This is a genomic window from Kribbella sp. CA-253562 (assembly GCF_050942265.1).
Lineage (GTDB): Bacteria > Actinomycetota > Actinomycetes > Propionibacteriales > Kribbellaceae > Kribbella.
On the sequence record NZ_CP192049.1, the window covers coordinates 16,706 to 29,601 of the forward strand.

Sequence of the window (12,896 nt, forward strand, 5' to 3'; positions counted from 1 at the left end):
ACGCCGGGAGCTCACGGGGTGAGGTCGGGGAAACGGCGAAGTGCTTGCAGCACCAGCGGCGAGAACATCGCCGTGTCGGCCGCGGTCGCGAGGACGGTGCCGTGGACGTCCTCTGCGGCGATGTCGTGGACAACGGGACCCACAACCTCCACGTGCGAGATGACACCCGTGTGCGTGAAGTCGATGGGCCGGCCCGCGGAGTCCCTGTCGACGTGGAACTCGAAGGCAGCGTCGGCAAGGACTCGAGCGAGCTCCACCCCGCACTCCTCGCGCAGCTCACGGCGCAGCGCGACCACCTCGGACTCGCCGCGCTCAGGGGAGCCGCCCGGGAGGTCGAGCAGGCCCTCGTACGGGCCGCGGGTCTTTCGGACCAGGACGATGCGCGCATCCTGCCGCCACAGCGCGTAGACGCCGAAATGCTTGGTGGGTTTCACAGCGCCGCGTGAATCAGCTCGAGGCGTGTTTGCCGGGGCCGGGTGGGTTTCGGTGGGCCAGTACGACGGCTGCGAGCCAGGTGAGGAGCGCGAGCGCGAGGCCGGTGGCTGCGCCGGGGCCGGGGTGGGACAGGAGGCTGCCGAAGAGGGCGCCAGTGGCGCCGAGCATCAGCATCGCGATGTAGTGGAGGCCGAAGGCGTCGCCGCTGCCGCCGAGGTCTCGGAGGCGTTGGGAGAGGGTGCGACTGCGGTCCAGCATCATCGAGAGTTGGGCACTGATGATCAGTGCGATCACGAGCACGATGACGAACGCCGGTGGGCCCATGAGGGCCAGTGTGACGGAGCGCAGGGGCAACCGATTCCCGCACACCGTCGCCCGGTGTGCGGGAATCACACCGGCTCAGCCGCTCACGTACTCCGCAAGGTGCCGGCCGGTCAAAGTCTTGCGGGACTTCACCAGCTCGGCCGGTGTGCCTTCGAAGACGATGTGGCCGCCGTCGTGGCCGGCGCCGGGGCCGAGGTCGATGATCCAGTCGGCGTGCGCCATCACCGCCTGGTGGTGTTCGATGACGATGACGGACTTGCCGGCGTCGACTAGGCGGTCGAGCAGGGCCAGGAGTTGTTCGACGTCGGCGAGGTGGAGGCCGGTGGTGGGTTCGTCGAGCACGTAGATGCCGCCCTTCTCGCTCATGTGGGTGGCGAGCTTGAGGCGCTGGCGTTCACCGCCGGACAGCGTGGTGAGGGGCTGGCCGAGGCTGAGGTAGCCCAGGCCCACGGCGGACAGGTTCTCGAGGATCTTCTGCGCGGCGGGGGTTTTCGCGTCGCCGTCGGCGAAGAAGTCGAGGGCCTCGGCGACCGGCATCGCGAGCACCTCGCTGATGTCCTTGCCGCCGAAGGTGTACTCCAGCACGTCGGCCGAGAAGCGCTTGCCCTCGCAGACCTCGCAGGTGCTGGTCATGCTGGCCATCATGCCGAGGTCGGTGTAGATGACGCCGGCGCCGTTGCAGTTCGGGCAGGCACCCTCGGAGTTCGCGCTGAACAGCGCCGGCTTCACGCCGTTGGCCTTCGCAAACGCCTTGCGGATCGGTTCGAGCAGGCCCGTGTACGTCGCGGGGTTGCTGCGCCGCGACCCCTTGATCGCGCCCTGGTCGACCGCGATCACGCCGTCCCGCTTGGCCACCGAGCCGTGGATCAGCGAGCTCTTGCCGGAGCCGGCGACGCCGGTGACGACGACGAGCGCGCCGAGCGGGATGTCGACGTCGACGTCCTGCAGGTTGTTCGTGTTCGCGCCGCGGATCTCCAGCGTCCCGGACGGCGTCCGTACCTCGGGCTTCAGCGAGGCCCGGTCGTCCAGGTGCCGCCCGGTCAGCGTGCCGGCGGACCGCAGTCCCTCGAGCGTGCCTTCGTACACGACCTGGCCGCCCGCCGTACCGGCGCCGGGGCCGAGGTCGACGACGTGGTCGGCGATCGCGATCGCCTCGGGCTTGTGCTCGACGACCAGGACCGTGTTGCCCTTGTCGCGCAACTGCAGCAGCAGTTCGTTCATCCGCTGGATGTCGTGCGGGTGCAGGCCGATCGTCGGCTCGTCGAAGACGTAGGTGACGTCGGTCAGCGGCGATCCCAGGTGCCGGATCATCTTGGTGCGCTGGGCTTCACCGCCGGACAGCGTGCCGGCCGGGCGTTCGAGGCTGAGGTAACCGAGCCCGATCTCCACGAACGAGTCGAGCGTGTCGCCCAGCGCGGCCAGCAACGGCGCGACCGACGGCTCGTCGAGCTTGCGGACCCACTCGGCCAGATCGCTGATCTGCATCGCGCACGCGTCGGCGATGCTGATCCCCTTGATCTTCGACGCCCGGGCCTCCGGGGTGAGCCGGGTCCCCTCGCACTCCGGGCAGGTGGTGAAGGTGACCGCCCGCTCCACGAACGCGCGGATGTGCGGCTGCATCGCCTCGACGTCCTTGGACAGGAACGACTTCTGGATCTTCGGGATCAGCCCCTCGTAGGTGAGGTTGACGCCGTCGACCTTGACCTTGACCGGCTCCTTGTAGAGGAAGTCCTGCATTTCCTTCTTGGTGAACTTCTTGATCGGCTTGTTCGGGTCGACGAAGCCCGACTCGGCGTAGACCCGGACCGTCCAGAAGCTGTCCGACTTCCAGCCGGGGATCGTGAACGCGCCCTCGGCCAGCGACTTCGAATCGTCGTACAGCTGGGTCAGGTCGATGTCGGAGACCGAGCCGCGGCCCTCGCAGCGCGGGCACATGCCGCCGGTGATCGAGAAGCTGCGCCGCTCCTTCAGGGTCTGCCCGTGCTTCTCGATCTTGACCGCACCCGCGCCGCTGATCGATGCGACGTTGAAGGAGAACGCCTGCGGCGACCCGACGTACGGTTTGCCGAGCCGGCTGAACAGGATCCGCAGCATCGCGTTGGCGTCGGTCGCGGTGCCGACGGTGGAGCGGGGGTTGGCGCCCATCCGCTCCTGGCCGACGATGATCGCGGTGGTCAGGCCGTCCAGTACGTCGACCTCCGGCCGGGCCAGCGTCGGCATGAAGCCCTGCACGAAGGTGCTGTAGGTCTCGTTGATCAGCCGCTGCGATTCGGCCGCGATCGTGCCGAACACCAACGAGCTCTTGCCGGACCCGGAGACGCCGGTGAAGACGGTCAGCCGCCGCTTCGGCAGCTCGATGCTGACGTCCTTGAGGTTGTTCTCCCGGGCGCCGTGCACGCGGATCATGTCGTGGCTGTCGGCGTCGTACGCCGGCCGCCCGGCGCTCTTCGCGGACGTCTTGCCCGAGGTCTTCGCGGCGGTCTTGGTGGCCTTGGCCTTCGTGGTCATCGGTGCTCCGTCGGTCTGGTACAGCGGCTGGATCAGGCCTGGTTGATGCGGACGTGGTTGCCGGCCGGGTCGCGGAACGCGCAGTCGCGCACGCCATACGGCTGGTCGGTCGGCTCCTGGATCACCTCGGCGCCGGTGGCCTGGACCTTGTCGAACAGCCCGTCGAGGTCCTTGGTGGCCAGCACGATCGTGGCGAAGGTGCCCTTGGCCATCATCTCGGTGATGGTCTTACGTTCGTCGTCGGTGAGTCCGGGATCGACCAGCGGCGGGTGCAGCACGATCGCGGTGTCCGGCTGGTTGGGTGGGCCGACCGTGATCCAGCGGATGGTGTCTTGGCCGACGTCGTTGCGGACCTCGAAGCCGAGCGCGTCGCGGTAGAAGGCGATCGCGGCGTCGGGGTCGTCCTGCGGCAGGAAGCTGGCGTGAATGGTGATGTCCATGGCGTTCACGCTAACGGCGGCCACGGCACCGGCGCTTCTCGATTCCTGATCGGTCTGCTGACCTGCTTGGTGATGCACGACGGCGGCTCGACCGGCGGCCGGACCTGCTGGCGGTAGACGCTCGGCGGCATCCCGACCAGCTCGGTGAACCGGGTGCTGAAGGTGCCCAGCGAGGAGAACCCGACGGTGAAGCAGACGTCGGTCACGGACAGGTCGCCGCGCCGCAGCAGAGCCATCGCCCGCTCGATCCGCCGCGTCATCAGATACCCGTACGGCGCTTCGCCGTACGCGAGCTTGAACTGCCGGCTGAGGTGCCCGGCCGACATGTTCACCCCGCGGGCCAGCTTCTCGACGTCCAGCGGCTGCGCGTACTCCCGGTCGATCCGGTCGCGGACCTTGCGCAGCAGCTTGAGATCCCGCAGCCGCTGCGTCTCGTCCGAGGTGGTCACGCTCGAAATCCTCCCATCAGGGCAGTCCAGGGTCGAGCGCCGAGCGTTCCAGGATTCGCGAGGCGCAGCGGTGAGAGGGGATGGATGTTGCCCTGGGCCACGAATGGCGTGACGGTTCGGCTACGGATTGTCACGAGGTCACCACCGTTTGCTTGCGGGTGCGTGCAGATGTCCGGAGGGGGCTGGCGAGCGGGTGAGCGGTCGCCTGATCGTCTGATGAGGAAAGTTTCGGAATGAACCACTGACGTTGTGAATCGCGCGGGGTCCAGTCGGGCGCGCGTGGGCCGGTCGACGACGGAGGATCCGGATACGTGCTCGAGACCTATCGCGGTATCCCGCACCTGCTGGACACGTGGCTCGTTCTGACCGGGATGGCGATCCCGATCGCCGTCTCGGCGGTACGGCGGCGCGCCGACCCGCTGCTTTCCCGGCTGGCGTCGCTGTCGCTGCCGGCCGGGTTCGCGCTCGTGCTGGCGGCGACGCTCAGCCCGACGCCGCACGGTCTCGGCGGGCTCGGCGCGTGCGGCACGCACCTGACGACGACCGGCGGGCTCACCTCGATCCAGGGGCTGCTCAACGTGCTGCTCTTCGTCCCGGCGGCGGGCCTGCTGACGCTCGCGAGCGGCCGTCCGGCCGACGGGATCGCGGCGGGCATCGGCCTGTCGGCCGCCGTCGAGGCCGTCCAGGCGCTGGTTCCCCAGCTCGGCCGGTCCTGCCAACTGCACGATCTGATCGCGAACACCTTCGGCGCGTTCGTCGGCGTCGGGCTCGTCGCAGGATTGCAAACGCTGCTCCGGATCCGGCCCCTGACCAGACCGGAGTACGTCGTGGAACACGCGGCGGTACTGGCAGTTCGCGGTCGGCGGGCGGCGCGGCACCGTCGTACCGATCTCAGCGGCCGGCCCGCGATGCTGTTGCGATCCGATCGGCTCCGGCCGGTCGCTCGGCTGCGCTGAGTCACCGGTCAGCGATGCCACGGTGCACTCCGCCACGGAGAGTACGAAGTTATCCACAGGTTGTGGACGAATCGGGGGATAACTTTCGCGTCGTCCCCACTTACGGGCGCACGTCGAGCCCCAGCGACTCGGCGACGGTCATCGCCTGGGGCAGATCGATGATCGCACCGCGGAGTTGCACGGTGAGCGGATCGAGCGATGAAAGGTCCGAGCCGCGCAGGTCGGCCCCGGTCAGATCGGCGCGCTGCAGCATCGCGCCGGACAGATCGACGTTGCGCAGGGTGGCCTTGGCGGCGCGCAGACCGGTCAGGTCGGCCTCGCGCAGCTTGGTGCCGGTCAGCTCGACGCCGCGCAGGTCCGCGCCGGGCAGGCCGGTGAACGACCAGTCGCCGCCTTCGGCCTTCAGCAGGTTGTAGGTGCAGTCGTCGAAAAAGCTGCCCATCAGCTTGCAGCGGGTCAGCGTGGTGTCGAAGAACGAGCAGCGGACGAACGTGCAGTTCACGAACGCCGCGTCGGTGTGGGTCGAGGCGTTGAACCGCACGCCGCGGAACGTGCACTCCTCGAACACGCCGCCGGCGTTCACTATCTCGGTCATGTCACAGTCCAGGAACAGCACCCGGGTATAGGTCTGGCCGGACGGGTCGGCGTCGTCCCAGTCCCGGACGGTGGACTCGGTCGCGGGCGCTCGGCGCCCGTGCAGGCGGTCGGCCACAGCAGTCTCCTCTCGGTCCCGCGGTGCGGGTCCTCGTACTCAGCATTGTGACGACCTCGACGGACAACGTTTCCGGGATCGACAAGCAAAGCGGGCAAGATGAGCCTGGTGACCGGATCGGAGCGGGTGATGGTGTTCGGCGCCGGCGGCTTCCTCGGAGCCCGGATCTGCGCGCTGCTGACCGAGCGCGGGATCGAGCACCGCGGGATGACTCGGAGCACGGGTGAGCCGCATCAGCGGTTCGACCTGGCCACCGGGCACTGCTATGCCCTCGACGCGCTGCTGTCGATGTACAAGCCGACGGTGATCGTGAACGCGGCCGCCACCACCGAGGGTGACCCGGTCGCGCTGACCCGCGGCAACGTGGTCGCGGTCGAAGCGTTGCTGTCGGCGATGCAGCGCACCGCCAACAACGCGCGCTTCGTCCAGATCGGCTCTGCCGCCGAGTACGGCGCCGCGCCGCGCGGCACCAGCCAGGACGAGCAGTCCGAGCCCCGGCCGGAGACGGCGTACGGGTACACCAAGCTGGCCGGGTCGGAGCTGGTCTTGCGGACGCGGCGCAACGGCGCCGATGCGGTCGTGCTCCGGTCGTTCGACCTCTGTGGTCCGGGCTCACCGGCGAGCACGCTGCTCGGACGGGTGGTGCGGGAGGTCCAAGCGACCGACACGTTGCAGCTGGGGTCGCTGGACGCCTGGCGTGACTTCGTCGACGTCCGGGACGTCGCCGAAGCCGTGGTCGCCGTGGCAGTCGCGGACGAGCAGCTGCCTCCGGTGCTCAACGTCGGATCCGGGCGGGCGGCGCGGGCGCGGGATGTCGTGCAGCGGCTGCTCGAGCTCAGCGGGACGGGGGCGACGGTGGCCGAGGAGACGGGCCGCGCGCGTCGGGCCGGGTCGTCGGCGGACGCGGTCCCGTGGCAGCAGGCGGACACGCGCCTGATCGAGAAGACGCTCGGCTGGAGCTGCCGGATTCCGCTCGACGAGTCGCTGGCCGATACGTGGGCCGTGCGCGAGCAGGAGCTGGCGACGTCTCAGCAGGCGCACGCTTAAGAAAACCGCTTGGTGGCCGCCGGCAACCGGTACAGAGGGCGGGAACACCGCCCGGGTTGAATGGGCCTGTGGACATCTCGTCGGTGTGTGAGGGCGCTCCTGATCGGCTCGTGGGAGTGAACGAGGACCTGGTGGTCACCGGGCCGGACTTCGTGATCGTGCTCGACGGGGCCACAGCGCCGGCTGGGGTGGACTCGGGCTGCCGGCACGACGTGACGTGGTTGGTCAGGCAGCTCGGGACGCGGTTGGCCGCTCCGCTGATCGGGCGGTCCAGGGCCTCGCTGGCCGATGTGCTCGCGGAGGCGATCGTCGGTGTCGGAGACGTGCACGGTGGGACGTGCGATCTGACCAATCCGGACAGTCCGTCGTCGACGGTCGCGATGGTGCGGGTGGGAGCCGATACGGTCGAGCATCTCGTGCTGGCGGACTCGCCGGTGGTGCTCCGCGCGCCGGACGGACGGGTGACGACGATCGCCGACGACCGGATCGACTACCTGCCGGAGTACACGCTGGAGGCGGTCCGGAAGGCGCGGAACCAGCCGGGCGGATTCTGGGTGGCGAGTACCGAGCCGAAGGCGGCGTACGAGGCGGTCTCCGGTACGACGGGACGCGGCGAGGTGGCGGCGTTCGCGGCGATGACCGACGGGGCGTCGCGGTTCGCCGAGCGGTACGGGCACACGTGGGAAGAGCTGATCGCGGTGCTGGAGGCGCACGGGCCGCGGGAGCTGATCGACCGGGTCCGGACGTACGACGTCGCGGCGGCGGACGGCAGCTTCCGGGGCAAGCGCCACGACGACGCGACCGCCGTGCTCGGCCGCCTCCGCTGACCGCTGCGTCAGCGCGAGCCGGCTGGGTACTCAGGTGGCCCGGACTCCCGCGTGGGCCATGGCGATCGCGGAGGTTCCGCGCGCGGTGCGGGCGGAACCGTGTCGTTCGGCCGGGTCGGGCCCGGGCCGTTGGGGCTCGAGCCGGTGGTGCCGCCGTACCCGCCGGGACCGTACGGACCGGCTGGGCGTGGAGGCTGAGCACCGGAAGCCGGCGGCTGGTATCCCCCAGGACCGTAGAAGCCAGGTCCCTGGCCGCCCGGTGCACCCGCGCCGGGGTATCCGGGACCTGCGCCGTCCTGCGGGCGAGGCCCGCCAGGGGTCGGGAGAGCCTGACCCGGCCGGGGAGCGTACTGCGGCGTGCTGTCCCTCGGCGGCAGGTACGACGGCGAGTTCGCCGGCAGCGTCGGCCCGAGCGGTACGCCGGACTGCGGGCTGCGCTCGTCGTGCCAGCTGCTGATCCGCAGCAGCAGGAGCGCGAACGTGATGCCGGCCGTGATCAGCAGCACCGTGCCGACAGTGAAGGCGATGTTGACCCCGAGCGCCAGCCGGACCAGATAGTCCTGCAAGTCGTAGATGTCGACGTAGTCGCCGGTCGCGCGAGCCGCGTCGGCGCGGTCGACGAGCCGGACCAGCCAGGTGACGAAGCTGATCACCGCGAACAAACCGCCGCCGACCGCCACCACGCAGAAGCCGACCCACGCGGCCCACCACCCGTAGAGCAGCCCGCGGATCCCGCCGGAACGCGCGACGCCCGGCTGGTTCGGTGGTTCGCTGGCGCGAACGATGTCCTCGACGATCTGCAGCGGATACCAGAACTGGACCACCGGGCAGAGCCATGCGCCGACCGTCCAGCCCGAGGAGTGCCGGTGCGCGCCGTGGCCGCTGCCGTAGCCGCCCTGGTACGTGGCGGCGAACGGCGGCTTGAGGATCTCGGTGTTCTCCCGGGCCTGCCAGAGCCAGATCACGACGACGATCCCGGCCGCGGCGAACAGGTACCCGAGCATGTCGAGCAGCGGACCGGCCCCGACGACGGCCTCGGCACCCCGCTCGAACTCGTCCTCGGACAGCAGCCCGTAGACCAGCCGCTTCACGTCCTCGTACGAGTTCCACAGCAGGATGGTCTGGACGACGCTGACCACCGCGGTCCCCGCCATCAGCGCGACGGCGACCAGCGCGAGCCGGCGCAGCGGCCGGTACTTCGCCGGGGGACTCGGAGGCCCACCGGGGAACTGGCCCACGTTCTGCGGGTGACTGCCGGGGTACGGACCCTGACCTGGATACGGCTGACTCACGATCCCCACCTCCCCAGGTCGCCGCTACCAACAAGCTATCGCAGCGCAGGGACCGTCCCACCGTTGTCCACAGGCCAACAGCCGATCAGACCGACGCGAACGCGGCGCGCACCGCCGGCAGCGCCAGCTCGCGATCAGCTGCCGACAGCCCCAATCTGGTCCGCCGGTCGAGCACGTCGCCCTCGTCCAGCGCCCCCTCATGCCGGACGGCGAACCGCAGCTCCGCGTGCGTCGTCGCAAGCCCCGGCGCGACCGGCTCCAGCAACGCCGGATCCCCGGCGATCACGTCCGGTGCCTCCACGCCGTACCGCTGGACGAAGCGGGCCGGCGCCCGGACCGTCGCGAGCCGGGCCCGGTCGGCCGCGCCGACGAGCGGGATGCGATGCGTTAGGCAGGGCCGGCGGACCTCGACCGACGCCTGTTTCAGCGCGGCGTCGAGCGCGTCCTGCGCCATCCTGCGGTACGTCGTCAGCTTGCCGCCCACGATCGTGACCAGCCCGTCCGGGGCGGTGATCACCGCGTGCCGCCGGGAGATGTCGGCGGTCTTGTCCTCGCCGCGGTGGTGCCCGGTGTCGAGCAGCGGGCGCAGCCCGGCGTACGTGCCGATCAGGTCGGTCCGGGTGATCGGCTGGCGCACGGCCCCGCTGATCGTGCCGAGCAGGAAGTCGATCTCGGCGTCGCTGGCCTGCGGTACGTCGCTGACCGGGCCGGGCGCGTCCTCGTCGGTCAGTCCGACGTAGACCCGGCCGTCCGGAGCCGGGATGGCCATCACCACCCGGCGCGGCTCCCCCGGGACCGGCACCGTGAGCACCGCCGACAGATCACCGAAGACGGACTGCGGCAGCACCAGGTGCGTGCCGCGACTCGGCCGCAGCTTGATCCCGGTCGCGACCTGACCGGCCCAGATCCCGGCGGCGTTGATCACCATCCGCGCCGCCACGTCGATCCGGCGGCCGCTCAGCTGGTCGACCACGACCGCGCCACTGCCGGTCACCTGTTCGGCGGAACAGCGGGTCAGCACGCGCGCGCCGTACAGGGCGGCGGTCCGGGCGATCGCGACGACCAGCCGGGCGTCGTCGTACAGCTGGCCGTCCCAGGTCAGGAAGCCGCCGCGCAGACCGTGCGGCCGGACGGTGGGTGCGTAGCGCAGGACCTCGGCCGAGCTGACCCGGCGGGAGTGCGGCAGGTAGTCGTCGCTGGTGTGCGCGGCGGTGCGCAGTACGTCGCCGCCCAGGAAGGCCGAGCGGATCAGAGCGGCCTGCATGAATCTTGCCTCAGGCAACCAAGGCGCGACCTGCGGGATCGGGTGGACCAGATGTGGCGCGGTGGTCTTCATCAGGATGCCGCGCTCGACCGCGCTCTCGTAGGCGATGCCGACGTGGCCGGAGATCAGGTACCGCAGGCCGCCGTGCACCAGCTTCGAGCTCCACCGGCTGGTGCCGAAGGCGAGGTCGTGCTTCTCCACCAGGGCGACGGTCAGACCGCGGGCGGCCGCGTCGAGCGCGACGCCGGCACCGGTCACCCCGCCGCCGACGACCAGCACGTCGACCTGCTGCCGGGTGTCGAGCCAGTCGAGCTCCTTGGTCCGGCGAGCGGCGTTCAGGCTGGAGTTGCCGACCGAGATCATGACGGTGGGTCCGGCACCAGGTAGCGGGTCAGCATCGCGCGCAGCTCCTCGTCGAGGCGGGGATACTCCTCGTGACTGGCGAGCACCGGCCCGGAGACCGCCGAGGCCAGCGAGACCAGGATGATCTGCCGGGACAGCCAGTCGGGATCGCCGGCCCGGATCGACCCGTCGGCCTGACCGGCCTTGATGCCCTCGGCGACCAGCGCGAGGTGTGCGACCGTGCTGCTGCCCCGCCGCTCCAGCAGGTACGGCGTGAGGAACTCGGGGTCGAGCTCGATGATCTTGCGCATCAACGGGTGCGTCCTGGTCTTGCCGACCACCTCGACGACGCCTTCGACCAGCCGCGACCGTCCGTCGACGGCGTCGGGCTGGAAGGCCGACATCAGCGCGGTGGTCCACTCCCGCGTCATCAGCGCGGCGACCACGGCCTGCACGTTCGGCCAGCGGCGGTAGAGGGTCGCGCGGGAGACTTCGGCGTGCCGGGCGATGTCGGCCATCGTCATCCGGCGCATCCCGATCGCGAGCAGCAGCTCGTACGCCGCGTCGAGGATCCGCTCCTCGCCGATCGCGTTCGCCGGGGTGGGCCGCGCGGAAGGAGTGGATTCCAGGTCGCTGCTACGCTGAGACATCACGCGTCAGAGTGTATCAGCGACTCGTGAGGTGCCGGAACAGTCGGACGGTACCTCCGATCACCACCTTTGGGGAGTTCCGAATGACCGAGTCCGACCTGCCGGTGGTGCAACTCACGCCCGGTCGCTGGGGCGACCCGGCCCAGCCGGTCGACGTACCCGAGGCGGCGCTCGCAGCCCTCCAGCACCTCGGCGTCCGACGGCCCGTCACAGCCGAGCAGAAAGAGCCTCCCGCCGACGGACGAGTTCCGGAGGCCTTGGCCGACCTGCTCGGCGCCGAGCACGTGAAGGTCGACGGCGAGACGCGCTGGGCACACACTCGCGGCTACTCCACGCCCGATCTCCTGCGTTTCCGGGCCGGCGACCAGTCGGACATGCCGGAGGCCGTGGTCTACCCGGGATCGCACGACGACGTGCTGCGGCTGCTCGAGCTGTGCACCGAGCTGGGCCTCGCGGTCGTCCCGTACGCCGGTGGAACGTCGGTCGTGGGCGGGCTGGCGCCGACCAGACCGTTCGTGGCGGTGGATCTGCGCCGTCTCGACCAGCTGAGCGAACTCGACGAAATCTCCCGGACGGCACGGCTGCAGGCCGGGATGCGCGGCACAGCAGCGGAGGCGGCGCTGGCCGCGCGGGGATACACGCTCGGCCACTTCCCGCAGTCCTACGAAGGCGCGTCGATCGGCGGGTACGCCGCGACGCGGTCGAGCGGGCAGTCGTCGGCGGGCTACGGCCGGTTCGACCAGATGGTGGTCGGCCTGACAGTGGCGACACCGCGCGGGACCGTCGAGCTGGGCCGGGCGCCGATGTCCGCGGCAGGGCCCGACCTCCGGCAGCTCTGGCTCGGGTCGGAGGGCGCGCTCGGGATCATCACCTCGGTCGTGGTGCGGACCCGGCCGCGTCCGGTCGAGCGGTTCTTCGAGGGCTGGCGGTTCGGCAGCTTCGCGCAGGGACTCGACGCCGTACGACGGCTCGCGCAGGACGGACCGCTGCCGACCGTGCTGCGGCTGTCCGACGAGGCCGAGACGGCGGTCAACCTGGCCGATCCCGACGTGCTCGGCGCCGCGAGCGGCGTCCAGGTGGTCGTCGGCTTCGAAGGCACGGCAACCGCCGTGCGCCGTGCCGCCGTGGCCGAAGTGCTCGCCGCGGCTGGTGGCGAGTGCCTCGGCGAGGGTCCCGGCGAGACGTGGCGCAAGGGCCGGTACCGCCCGCCGTACCTGCGTGATCCGCTGCTCGACGAAGGCGCGCTGGTGGAGACGCTGGAGACCGCCGGATTCTGGTCGAAGCTGCCGGCGCTCAAGACGGCCGTGACCGAAGCGTTGACGAACTCGCTTGGCGCACAAGGCACGCCGCCGTTGGTCCTGTGTCACGTCTCGCACGTCTACGAGACCGGCGCTTCGCTCTACTTCACCGTCGTCTGCGCCCAGTCCGCCGACCCGATCCATCAATGGCGGCAGGCGAAAGCGGCAGCCAGTACGGCGATCGCCGCGGCCGGCGGAACGATCACGCACCACCACGGCGTGGGCACCGATCACCGCGACGCGTACGCCGCCGAGGTCGGAGCGCTCGCGATCGAGAGCCTGCGCGCGGTCAAGCGAGTCGTTGATCCAGGCAACGTTCTCAATCCGGGCATCCTGCTGCCGGAGGCGTGAG

Annotated in this window: 13 protein-coding genes; 4 read left to right on the forward strand and 9 right to left on the reverse strand. The window is 70.4% G+C overall.

The window, feature by feature from the left end; all coding sequences use genetic code 11:
* Positions 1–11: 11 nt before the first annotated feature.
* From ACQPXM_RS00095 to ACQPXM_RS00115, 5 genes are all read right to left on the reverse strand, one after another.
* Positions 12–434: an NUDIX domain-containing protein gene (locus tag ACQPXM_RS00095; protein ID WP_432943426.1), complete on the reverse strand. Its 423-nt coding sequence runs from the start codon at positions 432–434 to the stop codon at positions 12–14.
* A 13-nt stretch (positions 435–447) separates the two neighbouring features.
* Positions 448–759: a hypothetical protein gene (locus ACQPXM_RS00100; RefSeq protein WP_432943427.1), complete on the reverse strand. Its 312-nt coding sequence runs from the start codon at positions 757–759 to the stop codon at positions 448–450.
* A gap of 75 nt (positions 760–834) precedes the next feature.
* A complete protein-coding gene (locus ACQPXM_RS00105; RefSeq protein WP_432951189.1) occupies positions 835–3,165 on the reverse strand; it encodes an ATP-binding cassette domain-containing protein in 2,331 nt (776 codons plus the stop codon).
* 134 nt (positions 3,166–3,299) lie between these two features.
* Positions 3,300–3,707 (reverse strand): VOC family protein, encoded by a 408-nt coding sequence (locus ACQPXM_RS00110; protein ID WP_432943428.1) that lies wholly within the window; start codon positions 3,705–3,707, stop codon positions 3,300–3,302.
* Between the two features lie 5 nt (positions 3,708–3,712).
* The gene (locus ACQPXM_RS00115; RefSeq protein WP_432943429.1) at positions 3,713–4,156 is read right to left on the reverse strand and encodes a helix-turn-helix transcriptional regulator; all 444 of its coding nucleotides are present in this window, start codon (positions 4,154–4,156) and stop codon (positions 3,713–3,715) included.
* Positions 4,157–4,467: 311 nt separating this feature from the next.
* Between ACQPXM_RS00115 and ACQPXM_RS00120 the strand changes: the two genes are divergently transcribed.
* On the forward strand, positions 4,468–5,112 hold the full coding sequence (locus ACQPXM_RS00120) for a VanZ family protein (protein ID WP_432943430.1): 645 nt from the start codon (positions 4,468–4,470) through the stop codon (positions 5,110–5,112).
* A 100-nt stretch (positions 5,113–5,212) separates the two neighbouring features.
* Here the strand turns inward: ACQPXM_RS00120 and ACQPXM_RS00125 are convergent, their stop codons facing one another.
* Entirely contained in the window at positions 5,213–5,824 is a 612-nt protein-coding gene (locus ACQPXM_RS00125; protein ID WP_432943431.1) for a pentapeptide repeat-containing protein, read from the reverse strand.
* Positions 5,825–5,932: 108 nt separating this feature from the next.
* Here ACQPXM_RS00125 and ACQPXM_RS00130 point away from each other — a divergent pair, with 108 nt between their 5' ends.
* Together ACQPXM_RS00130 and ACQPXM_RS00135 are read left to right on the forward strand one after the other, a co-directional pair.
* Positions 5,933–6,871 (forward strand): NAD-dependent epimerase/dehydratase family protein, encoded by a 939-nt coding sequence (locus ACQPXM_RS00130; protein ID WP_432943432.1) that lies wholly within the window; start codon positions 5,933–5,935, stop codon positions 6,869–6,871.
* 116 nt (positions 6,872–6,987) lie between these two features.
* Entirely contained in the window at positions 6,988–7,698 is a 711-nt protein-coding gene (locus ACQPXM_RS00135; RefSeq protein ID WP_432943433.1) for a protein phosphatase 2C domain-containing protein, read from the forward strand.
* 8 nt (positions 7,699–7,706) lie between these two features.
* On the opposite strand, the gene ACQPXM_RS00140 is transcribed toward ACQPXM_RS00135, so the two are convergent.
* The 3 genes from ACQPXM_RS00140 to ACQPXM_RS00150 form a co-directional block, all read right to left on the reverse strand.
* A complete protein-coding gene (locus ACQPXM_RS00140; protein WP_432943434.1) occupies positions 7,707–8,990 on the reverse strand; it encodes a DUF4328 domain-containing protein in 1,284 nt (427 codons plus the stop codon).
* 85 nt (positions 8,991–9,075) lie between these two features.
* A complete protein-coding gene (locus ACQPXM_RS00145; protein WP_432943435.1) occupies positions 9,076–10,617 on the reverse strand; it encodes a glycerol-3-phosphate dehydrogenase/oxidase in 1,542 nt (513 codons plus the stop codon).
* Positions 10,614–11,246 (reverse strand): TetR/AcrR family transcriptional regulator, encoded by a 633-nt coding sequence (locus ACQPXM_RS00150; protein WP_432943436.1) that lies wholly within the window; start codon positions 11,244–11,246, stop codon positions 10,614–10,616. Before ACQPXM_RS00150 ends, ACQPXM_RS00145 begins: the two co-directional genes overlap by 4 nt.
* 83 nt (positions 11,247–11,329) lie before the next feature.
* Here ACQPXM_RS00150 and ACQPXM_RS00155 point away from each other — a divergent pair, with 83 nt between their 5' ends.
* On the forward strand, positions 11,330–12,895 hold the full coding sequence (locus ACQPXM_RS00155) for an FAD-binding oxidoreductase (protein ID WP_432943437.1): 1,566 nt from the start codon (positions 11,330–11,332) through the stop codon (positions 12,893–12,895).
* Position 12,896 lies beyond the last annotated feature (1 nt).

Bases quoted from the DNA above. Each gene is read 5' to 3' on its own strand.
- ACQPXM_RS00155 (WP_432943437.1), top strand. From the start codon at position 11,330: ATGACCGAGTCCGACCTGCCGGTGGTGCAACTCACGCCCGGTCGCTGG.
- ACQPXM_RS00110 (WP_432943428.1), bottom strand. From the start codon at position 3,707: ATGGACATCACCATTCACGCCAGCTTCCTGCCGCAGGACGACCCCGAC.
- ACQPXM_RS00100 (WP_432943427.1), bottom strand. From the start codon at position 759: ATGGGCCCACCGGCGTTCGTCATCGTGCTCGTGATCGCACTGATCATC.
- ACQPXM_RS00145 (WP_432943435.1), bottom strand. From the start codon at position 10,617: ATGATCTCGGTCGGCAACTCCAGCCTGAACGCCGCTCGCCGGACCAAG.
- ACQPXM_RS00150 (WP_432943436.1), bottom strand. From the start codon at position 11,246: ATGTCTCAGCGTAGCAGCGACCTGGAATCCACTCCTTCCGCGCGGCCC.
- ACQPXM_RS00105 (WP_432951189.1), bottom strand. From the start codon at position 3,165: ATGATCCGCGTGCACGGCGCCCGGGAGAACAACCTCAAGGACGTCAGC.